Annotated in this window: 20 protein-coding genes; 7 read left to right on the forward strand and 13 right to left on the reverse strand. The window is 68.7% G+C overall.

The window, feature by feature from the left end:
• A partial coding sequence (locus MRBLMI13_RS00005) for an HNH endonuclease signature motif containing protein (RefSeq protein WP_367821311.1) occupies positions 1-1172 on the forward strand: 1172 nt, incomplete at its 5' end.
• Between the two features lie 305 nt (positions 1173-1477).
• On the opposite strand, the gene MRBLMI13_RS00010 is transcribed toward MRBLMI13_RS00005, so the two are convergent.
• The 7 genes from MRBLMI13_RS00010 to MRBLMI13_RS00040 all read right to left on the reverse strand — a co-directional run bounded on the left by MRBLMI13_RS00010 (position 1478) and on the right by MRBLMI13_RS00040 (position 7971).
• Complete coding sequence (locus MRBLMI13_RS00010; protein ID WP_367821309.1) at positions 1478-2128, reverse strand: HAD-IA family hydrolase; 651 nt, start codon at positions 2126-2128, stop codon at positions 1478-1480.
• Between the two features lie 46 nt (positions 2129-2174).
• Positions 2175-2867: an ABC transporter ATP-binding protein gene (locus tag MRBLMI13_RS00015; RefSeq protein WP_042542124.1), complete on the reverse strand. Its 693-nt coding sequence runs from the start codon at positions 2865-2867 to the stop codon at positions 2175-2177.
• The gene (locus tag MRBLMI13_RS00020; protein WP_367821307.1) at positions 2864-4636 is read right to left on the reverse strand and encodes an ABC transporter permease subunit; all 1773 of its coding nucleotides are present in this window, start codon (positions 4634-4636) and stop codon (positions 2864-2866) included. Before MRBLMI13_RS00020 ends, MRBLMI13_RS00015 begins: the two co-directional genes overlap by 4 nt.
• On the reverse strand, positions 4623-5483 hold the full coding sequence (locus MRBLMI13_RS00025; RefSeq protein WP_042542122.1) for a branched-chain amino acid ABC transporter permease: 861 nt from the start codon (positions 5481-5483) through the stop codon (positions 4623-4625). The genes MRBLMI13_RS00020 and MRBLMI13_RS00025 overlap by 14 nt, the downstream gene beginning before the upstream one ends.
• A gap of 73 nt (positions 5484-5556) precedes the next feature.
• Positions 5557-6726, reverse strand: a complete 1170-nt coding sequence (locus MRBLMI13_RS00030; protein ID WP_367821305.1) for an ABC transporter substrate-binding protein — start codon at positions 6724-6726, stop codon at positions 5557-5559.
• A gap of 38 nt (positions 6727-6764) precedes the next feature.
• Positions 6765-7154: a nuclear transport factor 2 family protein gene (locus tag MRBLMI13_RS00035; protein WP_367821303.1), complete on the reverse strand. Its 390-nt coding sequence runs from the start codon at positions 7152-7154 to the stop codon at positions 6765-6767.
• A 25-nt stretch (positions 7155-7179) separates the two neighbouring features.
• Positions 7180-7971, reverse strand: coding sequence for a MoaF C-terminal domain-containing protein (locus MRBLMI13_RS00040; RefSeq protein WP_309686819.1), 792 nt, complete (start codon positions 7969-7971; stop codon positions 7180-7182).
• Between the two features lie 216 nt (positions 7972-8187).
• Here MRBLMI13_RS00040 and MRBLMI13_RS00045 point away from each other — a divergent pair, with 216 nt between their 5' ends.
• Complete coding sequence (locus MRBLMI13_RS00045; RefSeq protein ID WP_052493024.1) at positions 8188-8580, forward strand: hypothetical protein; 393 nt, start codon at positions 8188-8190, stop codon at positions 8578-8580.
• Between the two features lie 45 nt (positions 8581-8625).
• On the opposite strand, the gene MRBLMI13_RS00050 is transcribed toward MRBLMI13_RS00045, so the two are convergent.
• A complete protein-coding gene (locus MRBLMI13_RS00050) occupies positions 8626-9582 on the reverse strand; it encodes a helix-turn-helix domain-containing protein (RefSeq protein WP_367821300.1) in 957 nt (318 codons plus the stop codon).
• 112 nt (positions 9583-9694) lie between these two features.
• Here MRBLMI13_RS00050 and MRBLMI13_RS00055 point away from each other — a divergent pair, with 112 nt between their 5' ends.
• On the forward strand, positions 9695-10801 hold the full coding sequence (locus MRBLMI13_RS00055) for a DUF998 domain-containing protein (protein ID WP_042542117.1): 1107 nt from the start codon (positions 9695-9697) through the stop codon (positions 10799-10801).
• 11 nt (positions 10802-10812) lie between these two features.
• Here the strand turns inward: MRBLMI13_RS00055 and MRBLMI13_RS00060 are convergent, their stop codons facing one another.
• Positions 10813-11667 (reverse strand): MurR/RpiR family transcriptional regulator, encoded by an 855-nt coding sequence (locus tag MRBLMI13_RS00060; protein WP_042542116.1) that lies wholly within the window; start codon positions 11665-11667, stop codon positions 10813-10815.
• 79 nt (positions 11668-11746) lie between these two features.
• Here MRBLMI13_RS00060 and MRBLMI13_RS00065 point away from each other — a divergent pair, with 79 nt between their 5' ends.
• Together MRBLMI13_RS00065 and murQ are read left to right on the forward strand one after the other, a co-directional pair.
• The gene (locus MRBLMI13_RS00065; protein WP_367821297.1) at positions 11747-12673 is read left to right on the forward strand and encodes a BadF/BadG/BcrA/BcrD ATPase family protein; all 927 of its coding nucleotides are present in this window, start codon (positions 11747-11749) and stop codon (positions 12671-12673) included.
• On the forward strand, positions 12663-13598 hold the full coding sequence (gene murQ / locus MRBLMI13_RS00070) for an N-acetylmuramic acid 6-phosphate etherase (RefSeq protein WP_367821295.1): 936 nt from the start codon (positions 12663-12665) through the stop codon (positions 13596-13598). The genes MRBLMI13_RS00065 and murQ overlap by 11 nt, the downstream gene beginning before the upstream one ends.
• 79 nt (positions 13599-13677) lie before the next feature.
• Here murQ and MRBLMI13_RS00075 read toward each other — a convergent pair whose 3' ends face one another.
• Positions 13678-15699, reverse strand: coding sequence for a primary-amine oxidase (locus MRBLMI13_RS00075; protein WP_367821293.1), 2022 nt, complete (start codon positions 15697-15699; stop codon positions 13678-13680).
• 136 nt (positions 15700-15835) lie between these two features.
• Positions 15836-16420 carry a TetR/AcrR family transcriptional regulator gene (locus MRBLMI13_RS00080; RefSeq protein ID WP_367821291.1) on the reverse strand — a complete coding sequence of 195 codons (585 nt, stop codon included), beginning with the start codon at positions 16418-16420 and terminating at the stop codon, positions 15836-15838.
• Between the two features lie 66 nt (positions 16421-16486).
• Between MRBLMI13_RS00080 and MRBLMI13_RS00085 the strand changes: the two genes are divergently transcribed.
• Positions 16487-17017, forward strand: a complete 531-nt coding sequence (locus MRBLMI13_RS00085; protein ID WP_079112461.1) for a hypothetical protein — start codon at positions 16487-16489, stop codon at positions 17015-17017.
• Between the two features lie 218 nt (positions 17018-17235).
• Here MRBLMI13_RS00085 and MRBLMI13_RS00090 read toward each other — a convergent pair whose 3' ends face one another.
• Both MRBLMI13_RS00090 and MRBLMI13_RS00095 read right to left on the reverse strand, forming a co-directional pair.
• The gene (locus MRBLMI13_RS00090; protein WP_367821289.1) at positions 17236-17559 is read right to left on the reverse strand and encodes a DMT family transporter; all 324 of its coding nucleotides are present in this window, start codon (positions 17557-17559) and stop codon (positions 17236-17238) included.
• The gene (locus MRBLMI13_RS00095) at positions 17556-17927 is read right to left on the reverse strand and encodes a DMT family transporter (protein ID WP_056375989.1); all 372 of its coding nucleotides are present in this window, start codon (positions 17925-17927) and stop codon (positions 17556-17558) included. Before MRBLMI13_RS00095 ends, MRBLMI13_RS00090 begins: the two co-directional genes overlap by 4 nt.
• A 202-nt stretch (positions 17928-18129) precedes the next feature.
• Between MRBLMI13_RS00095 and MRBLMI13_RS00100 the strand changes: the two genes are divergently transcribed.
• On the forward strand, positions 18130-19578 hold the full coding sequence (locus MRBLMI13_RS00100; RefSeq protein WP_042542109.1) for a glyceraldehyde-3-phosphate dehydrogenase: 1449 nt from the start codon (positions 18130-18132) through the stop codon (positions 19576-19578).
• Positions 19579-19588: the final 10 nt, after the last annotated feature.

A 19588-nucleotide genomic window follows, 5' to 3' on the forward strand; every position in this document is an offset into this window, starting at 1 on the left:
ACGACGCGGACGTGGATGAGCATGCGGCGGGTCCGTCGCCGACGGCGCAGGATCTGAAGGCTCTGGCGGAGGATCTCGCGTCGATGTTCGATCCGGATGGTGAGGAACCGAAAGACGAGGACGCGCGTCGTCGTCGGGGGATCACGATCGGCCGGGTGAAGGATGGCATGCATGCGATCCGCGGCTACCTGACCCCGGATGCCGCGGCCCAGTTGCAGCTCATCCTGGACGCGATCCTCAACCCCAAGGGCGACGGGCCGCCGATGCCCGGGGTGTTCTTCGCCCCGACCGGGGGCTCCGGTGAGGGCACTGATTCTTCGGACACGGACTCTTCACACGCTGGTGCTGGTGCTGGTGCTGGTGCTGGTGCTGGTGCTGGTGCTGATGCTGGTGCTGGTGCTGATGCTGATGCTGGTGCGAGCCCGAACGCTGACACGGATGCTGGGGAGGACCCGTTCAACTCCGACCCGCGGTCTGTGCTCGATGACCGCACCGCGGCGCAGAAACGTCACGACGCCCTGACCGCAGCTCTCGGGATCGCGGCCCGGCACAAGGACATGCCCACCCTCGGTGGGGCGTCACCGGTCGTCGTCGTCACTGTCGACGCGAACGACCTCGCCACCCACGCTACTTATGCCTCCGGCCCCACAGGCGCCGCGTTCGGAGGCGCCGCGTTCGGGGGTGCCGGTGCTGCGTCTGGAGCGAGCGGCAATGGTGGGTGGGCGACGATCCCCGGTTCCGGTGCTCATGTTCCCGTCTCTGTCGCGGCGCAGGTCGCATGCTCGGGAGCGATTCAGCGCGTGCTCATGGACGAGGGTCGGATCATCGGGATCACGACCACGGATCGGATCTTCACCGTGCACCAGCGTCGGGCGATCATCGCCCGCGACAAGGAGTGCCTGATCCCCGGATGCCACGTCCCCGCATCGTGGTGTGAGATCCACCACGTCACCGAACACGCGAGGGGCGGCCCGACGCATACGGATAACGGTGTGCCGTTGTGCTGGTGGCACCACCGCTCCCTCGGCACCTCCGGGTGGGAGATCCGCATGAACGACGGCCTCCCACAGGTGCGCGGCCCGGCATGGTGGGACCCCGCCCAGCACTGGCGCACCCCACGACTCAGCGCCGCGCAATTCGAAGTTCCCGCGCGCCTCGCCCGCACCGGATGACATGGGCAAAATCAACCACACCGCCACGACCGGTCAGAGCACGCCTCAACGGTGCTCAGCCGAGGGGCTACTCGCGAGCCTCCGACGGGTCGGGTCTCAGCGCGTCGTCGGAGCGGTGTCACGCCGCACTGCCGATGCGATGATCTCCCGATGCGATGGTCTCGCCGCAGCGCCGCAGCGCCGCAGCGCCGCAGCGCCGCAGCGCCGCAGCGCCGCAGCGCCGCAGTCCGGCAGTCCCGCAGTCCTGCAGTCGCCGCAGCAGCGTCAGCGGGTCACTGCGTCACCGCCGTGCCCACGCCACCGCATCATCGAACGGTGAGCTCGAACCCGTCAGCGGTCGGAACCACGGCCACCTGCGTGAGGTCGTCGACGTGGAAGGTCGGCTGGTGAGACGTCGCGTGAGAGCCCACGCCGATGACCCGCATCCCTGCAGCATGGGCGGCCTGGATACCCGCGCCGGAGTCCTCGAACACGACGCAGTCGGCGGGGTCGATGCCGAGCAGCTTCGCACCCAGCAGGAACCCTTCAGGGTCCGGCTTCGATGCCGACACGCTCTCTGCGGTCACGGTCAGCGACGGCACCGTGAGCCCCGCCTGGCCCATGCGGGCGTTCATCAGCGTCACGTCGGCGGACGTCACGATCGCGTGCGGATAGGGGCGCAGAGCCTCGAGCAGCACGTCGGCGCCCTCGATCGCGATGACGCCATCGACGTCTTTGCTCTCGTTCGCCAGCATCACGGCGTTCTCTCGGATGTTGATCTCGTGATCCCGCTCCGGAAGCATGATCGCCATGCTCTGATGTCCCTGGCGACCGTGCACGACATGCAGCACCGTCGCCGGGTCGATTCCGTGCGGCGCGGCCCACTCCAGCCACAGCCGTTCCACGACGGCGGTCGAATCCACGAGAGTGCCGTCCATGTCGAGCAGGACGGCGCGGGCGCTGATGGTCTCAGTCATCCCCTCAGGCTACTGCGCAGCAGCCGGAGTCCGAGGCGACCGACCATCACCCACCGAGGTACGCGCGATGCAGCAGCTGCGAGTCCTCTTTCAACTCCTCGGCGGTGCCCTGGAAAGAGACGCGGCCGCCGGCGACCACGACGGCCTCCCGAGCGAGCCCGAGGGCGAGCTGCGTGAACTGTTCCACGAGCAGCACGCCGACGCCGGATTCGGCGATCGACTTCACGATCGGCATGAGTCGCATGAAGACCACCGGCGCGAGCCCGAGCGACATCTCATCGATCAACAGGATCCGGGGCTTCGCGGCGAACGCACGGGCGAGCACCACCATCTGCTGCTCGCCACCGGACAGCAGAGCGGTGGGGGAGTCGATGCGCTTCTCGAGTTCGGGGAACTGCGCGAGCGCAGCATCCAGTTCCGCAGGCGTCCGCGCAGTGAGCGAGATGTTCTCGCGCACGGTCAGCGACGGGAACACGGCTCGCCCCTGCTCGATGTGCACGATCCCGCGGCGCGCCCTCGACACCCGGGACAGCTTGTCGATCGGCTCGCCGTCGAGCATCAGCGACCCCGAGGAGTGCGGGGTCACGCCGGACACCGATTCGATCAGGCTCGTCTTGCCCGCTCCGTTCGGTCCGACCAGGGCCAGCACCTCTCCACCTCTGACCGTCAGGCTCACATCCGAGATCACGGGTCCTGCGCCGCGACTCACGGTCACCGAATTCAGCACGAGTTCGCTCACTTCAGCAGCTCCGTCTCTCCCATGTATGCCTTCACGACCTCGGGGTTCGCGAGCACTTCTGCCTGCGGCCCACTCGCGAGCACCCGACCGAAGTCGAGCACGGTGAGCGTCGGGCACACCGAGCGCACCAGATCCAGATCGTGCTCGATGATGATCAGCGCCACGCCGTAGCGAGCGGGCAGCTCACGCAGTCTCGCGGCGAGAGCGAGGTGCTCATCGTGCGACAGGCCGGCCGCCGGCTCGTCGAGGATCAGCAGTCGCGGCCGCGAGATCACGTTCGCCGCCACCTCGACGAGCCGTCTGGTGCCGACATCGACGCTCGAGAGACGCGCACGCGCCGGGGGGCATCCGAAGAACTCCAGCACCTCGTCGATGTCGGAGGCGGCCAGTCGCCGCCGCGCCACGAACCTGACGTATGCGCCGACGGTGAGCGCCGGCGGCACCCTGTCCTGCTGGAAGGTGCGGCGCAGACCGAGTCGTGCGCGACGCGTGGGTGAAAGGCCGGCCAGGTCTCGATCTCCGAGCAGCACCCGCCCTCCGTGCTTCGGCAGGAATCCGCTGATCGCATCGACGAAGGTCGACTTGCCCGCTCCGTTCGGGCCGATGAGCCCCATGATCGACGCCGCGGGCACCTCAAACGACACGTCGTCGAGTGCCTTGAGCGCGCCGAACTGCACCGTGAGCCCCTCGACCGTCAACACGGGTGCGCCGTCCAGCGCGCGCTCGTCGACGGTCGCGGTGGTCGTGGTCGTGATGACCGTCTCGCCCGCTTCGGCATTCGGAGGCAGCGCCGTCAGGGTCGCCGACGCCGTCTTGCGATCCGCGCGTTTCCAGAGGAGGGTGCGGATGCCCTGCCCGAGGTTGGTTCCGCTGGTGATCGCCTGTACACCGAGCACTCCGAAGACGACGAATGCCCAGTCCTGCGGCACGCCCCAGCGCTTCAGCAGCTCGGGGACGAGCACCCAGAGGATGCCACCGAGGATCGCCATGTCGATCAGATGCGCTCCCGACATGACGGCGAGCACGTAGAGGGCGAGTGACTGCAGCGGGGTGAAGCTCGATGCGAACGGAAGCTGCACCTGACCGGCGAGCAGCCCGCCGGCGATGCCGCCGAGTGCGGCCGAGACGGCGAACGCGGTGAGCTTCGCGCTCTGCACGCTCTGGCCGGCAGCCGCGGTGCCGCGTTCCGAGAAGGCGACGGCCTTCCAGCTCGAGCCCCAGCGTCCGCGCTGCAGGAAGAACACGCCCAATGCGCAGACGGCGAGCACCACCACCGAGAGGAAGAAGAACTCGCGGTCGTTCGAGAACAACGTGGGGCGCTCGACGGCCGTGCCGTCGGCGGAGCCGGGGAACTGGATCTGCACGAGGGTGACGTCTGCGGCAGCGGCGAAGCCCAGGGTGACGACGGCGAGGTTGACACCGCGCAGCCGCAGCGCCGGAAGACCGACGAGGATGCCGACGAGGCCCGCCGCGATGCCGCCCACCACGAGCCAGACGACGAAACCGCCCGGGGCCTGCATGACGTTCAGCAGGGACACGATCCACGCGCCCACCGCGGCGAAGGTGAGTTGGCACAGCGCGATCATTCCGGCAGACCCGGTGACGATGCCGAGTCCCAGGATCGCGATGGCCGCGACGACCGCGCTGATCGCGAGGAAGACGAAGTAGCCGGGAAGCGCCGTGCTCAGGACGGCACCCGCCCCGACCGCGACGGCGGCGACGGCGAGAGGCCAGGACAGACGGAACCAGGGACGATCAGCGAGCGGCATCCCACACCTCCTTGCGCTGCGTCCACAGGAGCAGGACGACGATGAACAGGAACGGGAGGAAGTTGCGCACGAGCGCGACCTCGTCGATCTGCGCGACGAGACCGCCGAGCACACCGAGCACGACTCCGCCGACGACGGCGAGATCGAGTCGGCGGAAACCCCCGAGCAGCGCGGCGGCTGCGGCGGGGACGATGAGCATCGCGAGGCTGGTCGCGTCGTTCGACTGCGACGGCGCGACGATCATGATCGCGATCGCGCTGATCACGCCGGTGACGAACCACACGGCGATCGACAGCGGGCGCGATCGGATGCCGAGGAGTTCGGCGGTCGTCGGGCGTTCCGACAGCGCGCGCAGCTGCGTGCCGACCCTCGTTCGGCGCAGGACGATCCGCACCGCGACCGCCGTAACGATCGCCATGACGACTGTGGCGATCGTCACCTGACTGATCACGACCCCGCCGAAGGAGAACGCAGGACCGGCGATGATCGGCGTGAAGGGCTGCGGCTTGTTGCCGAACAGGATGAACGACATCGAGATCAGCAGCAGCAGGGGACCGACGGTCATCGCCGATCGGGTGGTGGTGGAGGCCTCGGAGAGCCAGGTCGCGGCGATCCATCCGATCGCGGCGGAGAGCACCCCGCCGATGAGCACGCCGAGCACGGAGCCGAGCCAGATCGGCAGCCCCAGTTCGCTGACGAACCATACGGCGCTGAAGGCGCCGAACATCCCGGTCGCGGCCTGGGCGAAGTTGACGACACGAACGAGGCGTGACATCAGGGTCAGGCACACTCCGAGGACCGCGTAGAGACCGCCGGCGGCGAGACCGGCGATGGCGCCTTGCAGCATGAGGCGTCCTTTCTGGTGTGAGGGGGAGGAGGACCTGCCGCCGAGAATGCGCTCGGCGGCAGGCGAGGGGCGGCTACTCGCCGATGCGGAGCCAGTCGTCGGCGACCTTCTCCCAGGCGTTCGTGCCGGATTCGAGGATGATCGGCCAGCCGGCGGTGTTCTGCGTGCCGAAGGCATAGGGCGTTCCGACCATGGGGTTCTCGATCGGTTCCATCCCTCGCAGCGCCTCGGTGACGGTCTCGCGCGTGATGTCGCCGTCGATGCCCTCGAGCACCTCGATGAAGTAGGTCGCCGCGAGGTATCCGCCCTGACTGAACGAGGTGAGGGGGATGTCGTTCGCTTCCATCAGCTCCCGCCAGTCGGCGTTGATCTCGTCGTCGTCCGTGAACGGGTAGAACTCGGCGGGGACGTAGATGCCGGCGCCCGCATCGTCGATCGCGTCGGCGAAGTTCTCGCTGTAGACGCTGGTCAGGTAGAGCCAGGTCACGTCGTCCCATCCCTGGGCGTTCGCAGCCTTGACCTGGCCGATCGCGTCGGGTTCGACCGGATTGATCGCGAGTGCCTTGCACCCCTGCTCGCGGGCCTTCACGATGTAGGGCGTGTAGTCCGATGCGCCGTAGGGCACGGTGTCGTCGACGTACTTCGGCTCCTTGCCGGTGATCTCGGTCCATCTGTCGATCGCGGCCTGGTAGGTCGGGCGCGTGGATCCTGCGATCTCCAGCAGGATGCAGATGTCATCGAGCCCGAGCACCTCGGAGCCGTACTGCAGGGTGAGGGTCATGTCGTTGAACGGGCCGACGTTCGCGGGCGAGATGTTGTCGCTGGCGAAGCAGCCGGTGTCCACCCCGACGCCGGGAAGGGACAGGATCTCCTCCTGCTCGTAGTACTTCGCGTTGATCTCGCACTCGATCAGGCTCGCCGATCCGACCAGGGCGACGGCCCCGTCGCTGCCGACGAGCTCGCGGGCGGATGCCGTGGCGGTCGCCGGGTCGCCCTTGTCATCGAGGGTCTTGTACTCGATGGTGCGTCCGTCGAGGCCGCCGGCCTCGTTGAACGCGTCGAACACGGCGGCGGCCGCGAGGGATGCCTCGGGGAACGTCGCCGGGCCGCTGATCGTGTTCACGGAACCGACGACGATGGGGGAGCCTTCGCCGCCCCCGCTGCCGTCTCCGCCGGCGCAGCCGGCCAGGGTGAGGGCCGCCACGGCGATGAGCGCCGCAGTGCCGGATACTCGCTTGTTCATGTGATTCCTGCCTCTCGTGTGCTTCGGGACTGCTGCGGTCAGTCGCGCAGCGCGCGGTTGACCAGTTCGGTGTCGGTGAACTGCTCGAAAGCGACGACTTTGTGATCGATCAGGCGCCAGACGTGCGCGACGCGGGCGGCGAAGAATCGGCCGGTCGCTCGGTACGTACCCGAGTAGGTGCCGATGCCCACGACCACGTCTCCGCCGTCGATGACCTCGTCGATGGCGACCGTGTAGTCGTCCCACTCGTCGTGGATGCGCTGGAAGACACCCGCAGCCACCGCATCCGGTCCCAGGTATGTGCCGGCGTAGGGGAAGCCGGCGGCCTCGGTCCAGCTCACGTCGTCGGCGAGCGGTGCGAGCATGCCGTCGAGGTCGCCGCGGTCGCTCGCCGCGTAGTGCGCGGTGATGATGTCTGCGTTGCTCATCGGAGTCCTTCCTGAAAGTCGTCGGTCAGACGGGCTGAGCGTCGGGGTACTCGACGGACCCGAGCGGATAGATGTGGCCGCCGCCTCGTGAGTGCTCGGCGTCGCCGTCGCCGTTCAGGCCGAGGAAGATCCCGGTCGTCATCAGCTGGTAGCCGAGGTCGTGCAGCCAGACACTCGCGACCGCGATGCGGAACTCACGGAAGCAGAACAGGTAGAGCCCGTCGGCGAACTTCCAGACCGTCGAGAGGTCCATGTCGCCGTGCCCGCGCTGCACACCCTCCAGGCACTGCCATGCATAGCGGCGGCTCGAGATGTACACGTGCTCGTAGAGGTGGTGCGGGCTGTATCGGTAGACGTTGCGCTTGCCGATGAGGTCTCGGCTCGGCCCGGGCACTGAGCCCGTGGCGGTGCCGCCGTCGGTGGTCGCCGCCCAGAAGTCCTGCCCGACCTGCGGGATGCCCTCGACGGCCTCGGCCGCGATCCGCGACCGCACGACGGTCGCCCGGTGCGTCGTCGTCGAGTACACGACGGTGATGGCCTCGCGCTCGCGGCTCTCGAGCGGGATGTTCACGAACACCACGTCGTCGCGCACGGCCACGGCGTCGTACGGGTCGGTGCCGTCTGCTCCGAGGCCCGACCAGGTGACGGCGATCGCGTCGAACGTCAACGAGAGCGTCGAGCCGTCATCGAGGGCGAGCGTCAGCGCGGTGCCCGACAGCGAGGCGTTCGGCAGTCGGAAGGTGTCGATGCCCGCGGCGAACTCGTCGTAGGTGCGCCATTCGTCGAGGGCGGAATCGGTCGTGACAGGGGCGATCATGGGGTTCCTGACGTCGCATCCAGCGGAGCATCGTCGCTCCGGGCATCGCGTCATCGCGGTGCGCTTGCCCCATGCTCCGGCCGGGCACGGCATCCGCTCAAGAGAGGCGGCGCCATCGCGCGCCGACAGTCAACCGGCGTGCCCTGCGGAGCAAGGATGAGGCGGGAGTCTGCCGTGCCGTCGTCCTCGCCGCGCTCTCGGCTGTCAGGATGAGGCATGCGAACAGAACCTCGGCCGGCCCTGTCGCCGGCGGTCAAGGCAGTCGCCTGGACGGCATCCGTCTTCTTCGCTCTGCTCCTCTTCGCCGTGGCGTGGGTGTGGTGCGGAATGTCCTACGAGGAGCAGTTCAGCGAGCAGTCCAAGGCCGTCAGCGCCGGGTCGACGATGGAGGGCTGGGGATTCACCGTCGGCCTCGTGCCGGTGCTGGTGTTCCATGCCCTGGTCGCGATCGGAGCGTTCTTCGCCGTCCACGACGGTGGACGGCGCGGAGTGCCGGCAAGTCTGGCGCTGGCGGTGGTGCTCGTCGTTGCGGTATCGCTGCCGGGTTTCGTCGCGGTGCAGCTGCTCTACGGAGGCACGATGTTCGCACCGCCGGTCTACGTTCCCTGACAGGCCATACGCCGAGCGCCGTTCGACGGGCCGAACGGTCCCGGGTCAGTGCGCGGCGCGGTACTCGCTGGGGGAGATGCCGAAGGCGGTTTTGAATGCGCGACTGAAGTGCGCCGCATCGACGAAGCCCCACCGGGCGGCGATCGCGGCGACGGGACGATCGGCGAGCATCGGGTCGAGCAGATCACGACGACACTGCTCGAGGCGGCGCGTGCGGATCCACGTCGAGACGGTCACGCCCTGCTCCTGGAACAGTCCGTGCAGGTGGCGGGTCGAGATGAAATGCGCCGACGCGATGGTCGCAGGTCCGAGGTCGGTCGAGGCGAGGTTGCGGTCGATGTACGAGCGGATGCGCTGCACGAGAGCGCGATGAGGATCGGCCGACACTTCGTCGAGGCCGAGTTCGCGGGTGAACACCATCGTGACGAGGTCGAGCGCGCTGTGCGCCAGCCGGGCTCCCGTCGTTCCGGCGAGCTGATCGAGGTTGCCGGCGAGTTGCGTGAGATAGGGCACGACCATCCCGCCGAGACCGCCCTGACCCGAGATCCGCACAGCGGTGAGCTGCCCGATCATGTCGGAGGGGAGGCTGATCAGATGCTTCGGGAACATGACGACCATCGTGCGGAAGTCGTCGTCGAAGACCAGGGAGTAGGGACGATCGGTGTCGTACACGGCGAGATCCCCGGCCTGGAGCACGGCTTCCCGGTCGTCCTGGATCAGCATCCCGGTGCCTGCGAGCATGAGGCTGAGCTTGAAGTACGACCGGTCGCTGCGCGCGATGAGCTCGGGCGTCCGCTCCAGGACGTGGGACGTGGCGCGCACCTCGTTCACGTGCACCTCATCGACCGACGCGCCGCGGATGATCCCGCGGAAGTGGTCGGGCCCGGCGGTCGAGACCTGCAGCGGCACGAAGGACTCCGAGACGGCGGCGCGGAATTCGCTGATGTTGCGCGCGACGAGCGTCGACACCGATTCGGCGGGGGCGGCGAGTGCACCGTTCATGACTGATCACCTCGGGTGGTGGAACGACGACGTTGTATACGATCCGTGCCGTGATGTTATCACTGGCACCGTCCAGAGGGCGAGGCTTCTATGATGTGGGCGGAGGCCAGCGATGCGATATCTCGGCGACAAGGTCATGCAGGTCCTGCGTCAGCTGCGGGGACCCGACACGGCGGATGCGGTGTTCGAAGCCACCGCGCTGATCGTCGGGGCGGTGTTCTTCGTGCTCGGGTTCGCGATCGGGTGGCCGGTCTTCTGGGGCCAGGAGATGGCGATCAGCGGCACCGGCTCGATCGGGGCGTTCGCAGCTTATGGGGGTGCGATCACCGCGGTGCTGGCCTTCGCGCTCGGCCGCCTCGTCGTCAGGCCCGCGACGATCGCGCCGGACGGCACCCGCGACGGATTCAGCGTTCCGGGGGATCGGTTGCGCTGGTACGACCTGGCCGCGATCGCCTTCGCGCATGCAGCCATCGCCTACCTGGGGTGGCTCGGCATCGCCGAGCTGCTCGAGCGCAGCTTCACCGACGCCCCGGTCTTCGCGTTTCCGGGCGCGGTCCTGGTGGCTGTGGCGTTCGCCCTCACCGCCTATGTGACGTTCCTCAGCGCCGTGGCGCTGACGCCGACAGTGCTGTCGCTCGTGCTCGCGGTGTTCCTCGTGGTCGGCGCATTCGCCGCGATGCTCGCCTCCAGCGATGTGCACTGGTGGCAGGACAACCTCTCGGCGCTCGGTATGAGCACCAACAGCGCTTCGGCCGCCTTCAACATCACACTGATCATCGCCGGCGTCATGGTCACGACGATCGCGCGCTACGCCACGGCGGGGCTGCCGGTGGACGACCCGATCGATCGGCGCGGCCGCTTCATCGTGCGCGGCGGTCTGATCCTGATGGGCATCTTCCTCGCGTGCGTCGGGATCTTCCCCGTCGACGAGTTCTTCCTCGTGCACAACACGGTGGCCACCGGCATGGTCGTCGTGTTCGCGGTCGTCGTGGTGGGTCTTCCGTGGTTCCTGCGCACGATCCCTCGGGTCTTCGTGGCGTTCGGCTGGGCCTACGTGCTGGTGATCATCCTGCTCGCGTCGTTCTTCGCCGTCGGCTACTACAACCTCACAGCGGTCGAGCTGATCGCCGCCGTGCTGATCTTCAGCTGGATCATCGTGTTCCTGCGGACGGCTGGATCGGTCGATCCGGAGCGTCGGCACGAGCCGGTTCCGGCCTGAGAGCCGCCTGTTCAGCGCAACGGCTGCGTGGCGTCGGCGGTGCGCTGGAGGGCGTGGATCGTGTGCGCATGTCGGCGCTGCGCGACGCCGACGAACAGGCAGTCCACGACGGCGAGCTGCGCGATCCGGCTGACCATCGCCCCGGCGCGGAGTCGCGGCTCGCGGGCACGAGTCAGCAGGGCGTGATCACAGCTCTCGGTGACGGGTGATGATGATCCCCCCGTGACACCGATCGTGACGCCGGCCGCGGCGCGCGCGGTCTGCAGGAAGTGCACGGTCTCGCGGGTCGTCCCCGAGTGCGAGAAGCCGATGGCGACCGTCTTCCTCGCTCCGAGCGATGCGGCGGCGCTCGCCTCGTGAGAGTCGGTGAGCACGATCGCCGCGTGTCCGATGCGGAGCAGCTTGCGGCCGAGGTCGGCAGCTGCCTGCCCGCTCGCTCCGATGCCGAAGAGCAGCACGCGATCGGCGTCGTCGATCGCCTCGACCGCAGCGGCGAGGCTGTCGTAATCGAGGTTCGCGATCGTCTCCTCGATGGCCAGCAGCTCCAGCGCCGCGAGCTTCGCCGTCGCTTCGCGCAGCGTGTCGGCCGCAGAGATCTCGGAACCGAAACCGGATGCCGCAGGGAACTGCACCGACTCGCGGCCGAGCTCGGTGGCCAGCGCCATTCTCAACGCGGCGTAGCCGTTCACCCCAATCGTGCGGCAGAAGCGGACGACCGAGGCCACCGAGGTGTCGCACCTCGCAGCGATCTCGGTGATCGTGCTGTCGACGACGAGGGTGGGATCGTCGGCGATCGTCCGAGCGATGCGGGCCAGCGACGGCGGCAGCTTCTCGGCCGCTGTCGCGATGGTCGTCTGGATGCTCATGGCTCTCCTGGCGGGGGGGCGGGTTTCGGTCGTGTGAACAATTCTTTCATGCCCGGCCGCTGGTGCGTAGACTATTTCCATGTCTTCTTCGCGAGCCCATGTCGCCGTCGACCTCGGCAAATCGCGATGCCGTGCGGTGATCTCGGGGCCGTGGGGCGCGGACGATCTCCGCCCTCAGCGCCGGCCCGTGTACGACGGCATCGGGGCACCGGGTCTTGCGGCCGCAGACGGCGTCGCCGCAGCACTCGCCGCGATCCTCCCGCTGAGAGAGCGACTCGATGAGCCGATCTCAGACGTCTCGGTGGGCGCTGCGGGAGCCTGGGCGGCCCCCGAGGCCGCATCCGAGTTCGCACACAGGCTCGCCCGAGCGATGCAGGTGCCGGTGTCCGTGACCTCTGACGTCGTGTCCGCCCACGCAGGAGCGCTCGGTGGCGGGGCAGGCGTGCTCCTGATCGCCGGGACCGGCGCAGCGGCCCTCGGCATCGACGGCGAGGTGGCCACCCTCGTCGACGGGTGGGGACCCGAGCTGGGGGATCTCGGCAGCGGATCCTGGTTCGGGCGAGAGGCGCTGCGCGCTGTCCTGCGTGCCTCGGTCGGCCTCGCACCCACGACAGTGCTCACGGATGCCGTGGGCGCGACGATCGGCGGCCCTGCGGCGATCCCCGCCTGGCTCGCGACCGATGGCCCGCTGCCCCGTCGCCTCGCGGCACTCGCGCCGCTGGTGCTCGATGCGGCAGAGAGCGGCGACCCCGTCTCGGTGGAGATCGTCGCCGAGGGCGTCCGTCTCCTGGTCGCATCGGCGGTCGCCGCGTCTGCGGGCAGCCGAGATGTCGCCCTCCACGGCGGACTCACCGCACATGTCTGGTTCCGCTCGGCACTCGACCGGGCGCTGGGCGCCGCGGGCCGCGCTGTCGCCGCCTCAGCCGGTGACGCCATCGACGGAGCGCTCCTGCTCGCGGAGCGCACTGATCTTCCCCATGAAAGGTTCGTGCATCGTGCCGAATGAACACGCCAGACTGACCGCCCTCCTCGACGTCCTCTCGACGCTCGGCACGGAGGCGTCGACGACGGAGCGGGGCGATCTCGACCTGCTCGAGACCGCCGAGCTCGTGCGGCGCATGAACGCCGAGGATCACAGTGTCCCGACCGCGGTCGGAGAGCGCAGCGCGGAGATCGCTGCAGCCGTCGACGGCATCACCGAACGCTTCCGCGCCGGCGGGCGCCTCATCTACCTCGGGGCGGGCACCGCGGGCCGCGTCGGAGTGCTCGACGCCAGCGAATGCCCGCCGACCTTCGGTACGGACCCCTCGATGGTCGTGGGGTTGATCGCCGGCGGGGAGACGGCTATCCGCGCTGCGGTCGAGAACGCCGAGGACGACGACGGAGCCGCGGCGGCCTCGCTGCAGGAGCTCGGGCTCACCGAGCGCGACACGGTCGTCGGCATCTCGGCGTCCGGTCGCACCCCCTACGTCGTGGGCGGCCTCGAGTTCGCGCGGAAAGTCGGCGCGCTCACCGTCGCGATCGCCTCGAACCCGGCATCCGAGATCGGGGCTGTCGCCGAGATCGCGATCGAGGTCGTCACCGGGCCGGAGTTCATCTCGGGGTCGACGCGTCTGAAGTCGGGAACCGCGCAGAAGCTCGTCGTGAACATGCTCACCACCCTGTCGATGATCAAGCTCGGCAAGACGCACCACGGCGTGATGGTCGACCTGCTGGCCACGAACGAGAAGCTGCACGCGCGCTCGATCCGCACGGTGACCGAGCTCACCGGCGCCGGGGTCGACGAAGCCTCGGCCGCGCTGGACGCGGCCGGCGGCTCCGTCAAGCTGGCGATCCTGATGATCTCCACGGGGGCATCGGCGGATGACTCGGCTCAGGCGCTCGACGAGGCCGACGGAATCCTGCGCGTCGCGATCGCCCGACTCTCTTGAGGGGCACGTTCGCCGCGTGCTTCCGCCAGGGGCTGCCGGATGACGACGACGCGCTGACCTCCGACGACGACGCGCTGACCTACGACGACGACGCGCTGACCTCCGACAGCGACGCCGACGGTGAGTGGTCGCAGGTGCAGGATCCGCCGCCTCCGCAGCATCCTGCATCCGCAGAGACGTGCGCCTGAGACGACTCCGGGACGTCCATCGCGGGGTTCTGATCGAGGAACCCGTTGGGCTTGAACCAGAATCCGGCGTAGTCGACGGGCATGATCGGCCAGTCCTCGGGGCGAGGGAAGTGCGTCAGGCCGAACGTGTGCCACAGCACGATGTCCTCGCCGTCGAGCGATCGGTCTCCGGCGGTGTATTCGGGCAGGCCGGAGCCGCCCTGATGCGCGTTCGGATACCGGCCGGCGGGCCAGATCTGCCCCTGCTCGTGCTGTGTCGCCCACAGGTGCCTGGTCGCGAAGGCTGCTCGCGCCGCCACGGATGACTCGGGGTCGGCCATCAGCAGTGCGGTCGGCTGGGGGATCAGGTGGTACGCGGTCGGGCGTCCGACGTGGTTCGTGCGCGACGTGCTCTGCACCTCCCAGGCGCGCGCGACGGACGAGTCGGCGTCGCGCTGAGCGGTGGACTCGGTGGAGAGCTGAGTCTCCGACCAGGTGAACGCGTTGCCGAACGGGTTGTCGGGCCCCATGGGGATGCGCTGAGCGTCGATCTCGAACAGGCGGTTCTCGTCGCCGTCGATCGCGACGTCGAGTCGAGCGCAGAACAGGTGCTGGTGCACGGGGGCGAACACCCCTGGGGCGAGCTCGGTGGCGTGCTTCTGCCGCACGCCGGGTTCGCCGGCACCTGCGAACACGATTCCCGTCGCCTTGGCCACGACCTCGATCGAGCCGTCGAGATAGAAGTGCCAGTAGAAGCCGTAGTCGTAGTTGCCGATCGTCGAGAAGTACGACACCACGAAGCGTCGCGAGCGGCGCACATCCGAGCGTCCCGCGAGGTCGGTGTGCTTCCAGAGGATGCCGTAGTCCTCCTCGTGCATGCAGACGACGTTGGGGATGCGCACGGGGTGGCCGTGATCATCGGCGACGTAGCCGTCGAGGTAGCGGATCACGCCCAGGCAGTCGCAACCCAGCTCGAGGTGGTTCGCGTTCTTGCCGAGCAGGTACTCACCGGCATCGAAGTAGCTGATCCAGAAGCGACCCGGCGCGGTGTCGCCGTAGGGCACGACCATCTCGGGCACGCTCGCTCTGCCGAGCACCGAGCGTCCGTCGAACGCGACGTCGTGCAGCACGAGCCCCTCGCGCGCGTTGAAGCTGACCCTCATCGACCAGTTCTCCCACTCGACGAGAGATCCGGTGACGGCGAAGCTCGGACCCTCCGGCTGGGTGATCTCGATGGGCTTGAGCGTCGTGCGCGCCGCGCCCTGCACCTCGGGGTAGTAGTTGCCGTGACCCGCGGGCACCGGCACATCGCCCTCGTCGTCGATGCGGATGACGCTGCCCGCGGTCAGATCGATGTGCACCACGAGGCCTTCGACCGGATGCGCCCAGGGGGAGTCGTTCTCGTCGTACTTCAGGAACGTGAGGGAGCGGATGACGCGGCGACCCACCTCGTCGGCACGGCCGGTGTAGCCCGGGGCGAGCGGGCCGCAGAACGCGAGCTCCATGTGATCTGCGAGTCCGCGGCGCGTCATCGCCGCCTGCCACTCGGGCGAGGCCTTCGCGATCGCCTCCGCGCGCTCGTACTCCTCGAAGAGGTACTGCGGCTGGCCGTAAGGGGGCGCGTCGTTGGGAACCCTTTCGTTGCGCAGGACCTCACCGCGGGTGATCGAGACGACCACCTCGGTGGCGACCCCGGTCGCGGTGTCGAGCAGGGTCGCGTCGACCCGCCGGTCGATGGGGGAGCCGGGCGTCCACGCGGCGAGCTCCTGCTTGGTGGGCTCGTCCGGCAGGAGCATCGGCACGCGAACCATCTCGCCGAGCAGCCCGGCGGATTCGAGCACGGCGCGGGCTGCGGCGATCTCGGCGCCGGTGAGCGGGTCGAGCGGGTGTGGCGCCGGGATCCGGTCGATGGAGACGGGCTGGGGGTGGGACATCGTCGTACCTCACTATTTCGAGCGAGCGCTCAATAAACGGATTGGCTCGATGGTACGACGGTGTGGCGGGGTGCACAAGAGCCTGCTGACGATCGACTCTGCGCAGGGTGCGGAGCGCGGGGTGGGCGCGAGGGGTTCAGGCGCGCCAGGGCGAGAGGATGCTGTCGAGCACTGCGAGATGCGCCTCGGCGCCGCGCGGCTCGGTGACCTCGAGCACCTGCTGCCCGTACGTGATCGATCGGAGCAGCGACATCACCGCCTGCTTCGGCGTGGCATCCGACAGCTCGCCGTCGACGATCGCCTCATCGATGGCCTCGCTGATGCGGTCCTGCCAGGTCGCGAGCGTGGGGGAGCCGGCGTCCGGGGAGGACGCGAGCGTCGCGAGGCGTCCCCAGAATCCGACGACCACGTGCGCCTCGGTGCGTGTCTCCGCCTCGACGGGAAGGACTTCCCGCATCAGGGCGTCGAGTCTGGTCAGCCCGCGGAGCCCCGTAGTCACCGATCGGATGCGCTCGTCCGTGCGCCGTGTGATCTCCGCCGCCGCCGCGCGGATCACGTCGTCGAATCCGTCGAAGTAGTGCCAGAGTGAGCCGGTCGCGACACCGAGCTCCTTGGCCACGGCGCGAGACGACACCGCCTCGTGCCCGTCGCGGGCGGCCACGGCGAGCAGCGCCTCGGCGATCTGCCGGCGGCGCTCATCGTGGTCTACGACGCGGGGCACACGCCCATCCTGGCGCATCCGACGCAGGTATCGCTATTTTGAGCAGTTGATCAATATGATGCGTGTGTGGATCACCTCCTCCCCGCAGCACCGTGGCTGATGGCGCTCGCCGCCGTCGTCTCGGCCGCGGCGTGCGTCGCGGTCTGGCGGGCCGTGCCGTGGCAGGGGAGGCAGAGCGCGCTGATCATGGCCGGCGCGATGATCGTCATCGCAGTGAGCGGCGGCGACGCGATGATCGGTCTCGTGCTCGGGATCGTCCTTCTCGCGTCTGCGATGCTCGGCACGGCAGGCGTGCGGGGAACGCCGGCGGCGGCCACCTGCTGCCACCGCGCGCTGGTGTCGCTTGTGATGGCGATCTGCTCGTTCGAGAGCCTGTCGACGGGCGAGGCGCTGGTCGAGTCGGGCGGCCACGGCGGCCACGGTCTCGACGGAGTCCTCTCGGTGCTCGTGGTGGCCGGGGTCATCGGAGTGGTGCTCTGGACGGTCGTATCCGAGTGGGTGATCCTGCCCGTGCATCAGGGTCGGACCGCCCGCCTGCTCACGGTCGAGTCGTGGGCGATGGCGGCGGGAGTCAGCGTGATGTGCGTGGGGTTCTGACGTCGTAGATGCTCCGTTAGCCTCGCACCATGGACGGATCGCTGCCCACCGCTGCAGAATTCGCAACAGGCATCCTCGCGGTTGCCGCCGATGGCACCGCGAGCGGGCTGTTGATGGCTGCGGTGCTGGGCGTCTTCCTCGGAATCATCGCGGTGTTCGTGACGTGGTACCTGATCATCGACCGCCGTCTTGACGCGCAACGCCGCAGGCGGGAAGCGTCAGTGCGATCCGCCGAATTCGATCAGCAGCACACCCAGAGCGATCAGGGCGACGCCGATCGCCATCAGCACCGAGAAGTGGTCCTTGAAGATCACACGGCCGAGGATCGCCGTGATGGCGACGCCGGCCGCTGACCACACGCCGTAGGCGACGCCCACAGGCATGCCCATGGCGAGGATGGTTCCGAGCAGGGTGAAGGCGGCGAGGTAGCCGACGACGATCACGGGGATCCACCGCCTGCGACGGAGACCCTCCGATGCCCGCAAGCTGAGAGTCGCGGTCACCTCGCTCGCGATCGCGAGGGCGAGGAGCAGCCAGGTCATGCTCCGACCTCCGCGGATGTCTCGCGCTTGTGCGACCCGAGCTCGACGAGCAGCACGCCGACCACGATCGCGCCGATTCCGACGATCTGCACCGGCCCGAGCAGCTCGCCGAACAGCACCGTGCCCATCACGGCGGTGAGGACGACGCCGATCGCCGCCCAGATGCCGTATGCCACGCCTACCGGCATCCCTCGATCGAGCACGATCGACAGCAGCCAGAGGGATCCGGTGTAGCCGATGACCACGGGGATGAGCCACAGCGGGTGAGTGAATCCCTCGGCGGCGCGCAGCGACAGTGTGGCCGTCACCTCGAGGACGATGGCGATCAGCAGCGGTGGCCACGCCGACGGGCGGGAGGGGGCGGTCATCTGGAGCCTTTCGACGCGGGGCATGCCCGGGGAGAACGCCTCAGATGCTCGCAGGATTCCCTGTCGCGCAGGTGAACGGCGGGCGGAGGCCGCGATTTCTGAACCCCGCAGCGTGGCGCGTACCCTGGAGGCATCCCCCGAAGCTCACCCGGCAATCTCGCGCGCCGGCGACCTCGGCGCGCTCACACATGCAAGGACGCAGATGAACGTAACCGCCGCACCCCATGACGACTGGACGGCGAGAGAAGAGCTGGCCGAGCGGATGATCCCGCTCATCGGCGCACTCAAGCGCGAGCGTGACGTGGTCACGTCGCTCCACGGACACCGACTGCTGGGACTCTCCGCCACCGGCATCGTCGAGGTGCACGACAGGGTGGCGCAGCTCGGGCACGAACGGCTCGCGGTGGATGAGACCCTCGCGGTGCTCGAGGGTGTCCATGACCTCGCCCCGGGTGCATCGTCGCTCGACCTGGCGCGCCTCGTCGCAGGTCACGCCGACAGCGACCTGCCTCTCGACGTCTATCTGGCCGACGCCCTCGCGCCCGCGGTCGGTGCGGTCGCCGCGGCGCCCACCGATGTCGTGCTCTACGGCTTCGGACGCATCGGGCGCCTGCTCGCCCGCATCCTCATCGCGCACAACGGCGGCGGCAGCGGTCTGCGGCTGCGTGCCATCGTCGTGCGCCGAGGCTCGGAGAACGACCTCGTCAAGCGCGCATCGCTGCTGCTGCGCGACTCGGTGCACGGCCGCTTCGCCGGTTCCGTCACGGTCGACGAGGACGCCGACCAGATCATCGCGAACGGCACCCGCATCCAGGTGATCTACTCCGACGACCCCGCGACGATCGACTACACGGCATACGACATCCACGACGCGATCGTCGTCGACAACACGGGGCGCTGGCGCGACGAGGCGGGTCTCAGCCGCCACCTCGAATCCACGGGCGTCGCACGGGTGCTGCTCACCGCCCCGGGCAAGGGCGCACTGAAGAACATCGTGCACGGCATCAACGACGGCACGATCGAGCCCGACGACCGCATCATCACGGCGGCCTCGTGCACCACGAACGCGATCACGCCCGTGCTCAAGGCGGTCGACGAGGCGTACGGAATCGTCCGTGGACATGTCGAGACGGTGCACTCGTTCACCAACGACCAGAACCTCATCGACAACTTCCACAGCGGTGATCGCCGGGGGCGCTCTGCGGTGCTGAACATGGTGATCACCGAGACCGGAGCAGCGAAGGCCGTCGCACGAGCGCTCCCCGAGCTCGAGGGCAAGCTCACCGGTTCCGCGATCCGGGTGCCTACGCCCGACGTCTCGCTGGCCGTGCTGCACCTGAGCCTCGAGCGCCCTGCGGTCAAGGACGAGCTCAACGACTACCTGCGTCGGGTCTCTCTGCACTCGAAGCTGCGTCAGCAGATCGACTACGTCGAGAGCCCGGAGGTCGTGTCGACGGACTTCGTCGGGTCGCACCGCGCGGGCATCGTCGACGGCCTCGCGACCATCGCCAACGAGACGGACGTCGTCCTCTACGTCTGGTACGACAATGAGTACGGATACTCGTGCCAGGTGATCCGCGTGCTCGAGGTCATGGCCGGCTCGCATCCGATCGTGCTCCCCGAGCGCCGAGAGGTGACGCTGCACGGGTGACGGCGCTGTC

This window comes from Microbacterium sp. LMI13-1-1.1 (assembly GCF_040815625.1).
Taxonomy (GTDB): Bacteria; Actinomycetota; Actinomycetes; order Actinomycetales; family Microbacteriaceae; genus Microbacterium; species Microbacterium forte.

What these genes read in the sequence shown, in the direction of transcription:
- MRBLMI13_RS00010 (WP_367821309.1), bottom strand. Translation starts at nt 2,128, where the DNA reads ATGACTGAGACCATCAGCGCCCGCGCCGTCCTGCTCGACATGGACGGC.
- MRBLMI13_RS00020 (WP_367821307.1), bottom strand. Translation starts at nt 4,636, where the DNA reads ATGCCGCTCGCTGATCGTCCCTGGTTCCGTCTGTCCTGGCCTCTCGCC.
- MRBLMI13_RS00025 (WP_042542122.1), bottom strand. Translation starts at nt 5,483, where the DNA reads ATGCTGCAAGGCGCCATCGCCGGTCTCGCCGCCGGCGGTCTCTACGCG.
- MRBLMI13_RS00030 (WP_367821305.1), bottom strand. Translation starts at nt 6,726, where the DNA reads ATGAACAAGCGAGTATCCGGCACTGCGGCGCTCATCGCCGTGGCGGCC.
- MRBLMI13_RS00035 (WP_367821303.1), bottom strand. Translation starts at nt 7,154, where the DNA reads ATGAGCAACGCAGACATCATCACCGCGCACTACGCGGCGAGCGACCGC.
- MRBLMI13_RS00040 (WP_309686819.1), bottom strand. Translation starts at nt 7,971, where the DNA reads ATGATCGCCCCTGTCACGACCGATTCCGCCCTCGACGAATGGCGCACC.
- MRBLMI13_RS00045 (WP_052493024.1), top strand. Translation starts at nt 8,188, where the DNA reads ATGCGAACAGAACCTCGGCCGGCCCTGTCGCCGGCGGTCAAGGCAGTC.
- MRBLMI13_RS00050 (WP_367821300.1), bottom strand. Translation starts at nt 9,582, where the DNA reads ATGAACGGTGCACTCGCCGCCCCCGCCGAATCGGTGTCGACGCTCGTC.
- MRBLMI13_RS00055 (WP_042542117.1), top strand. Translation starts at nt 9,695, where the DNA reads ATGCGATATCTCGGCGACAAGGTCATGCAGGTCCTGCGTCAGCTGCGG.
- MRBLMI13_RS00060 (WP_042542116.1), bottom strand. Translation starts at nt 11,667, where the DNA reads ATGAGCATCCAGACGACCATCGCGACAGCGGCCGAGAAGCTGCCGCCG.
- MRBLMI13_RS00065 (WP_367821297.1), top strand. Translation starts at nt 11,747, where the DNA reads ATGTCTTCTTCGCGAGCCCATGTCGCCGTCGACCTCGGCAAATCGCGA.
- MRBLMI13_RS00075 (WP_367821293.1), bottom strand. Translation starts at nt 15,699, where the DNA reads ATGTCCCACCCCCAGCCCGTCTCCATCGACCGGATCCCGGCGCCACAC.
- MRBLMI13_RS00090 (WP_367821289.1), bottom strand. Translation starts at nt 17,559, where the DNA reads ATGACCTGGCTGCTCCTCGCCCTCGCGATCGCGAGCGAGGTGACCGCG.
- MRBLMI13_RS00095 (WP_056375989.1), bottom strand. Translation starts at nt 17,927, where the DNA reads ATGACCGCCCCCTCCCGCCCGTCGGCGTGGCCACCGCTGCTGATCGCC.
- MRBLMI13_RS00100 (WP_042542109.1), top strand. Translation starts at nt 18,130, where the DNA reads ATGAACGTAACCGCCGCACCCCATGACGACTGGACGGCGAGAGAAGAG.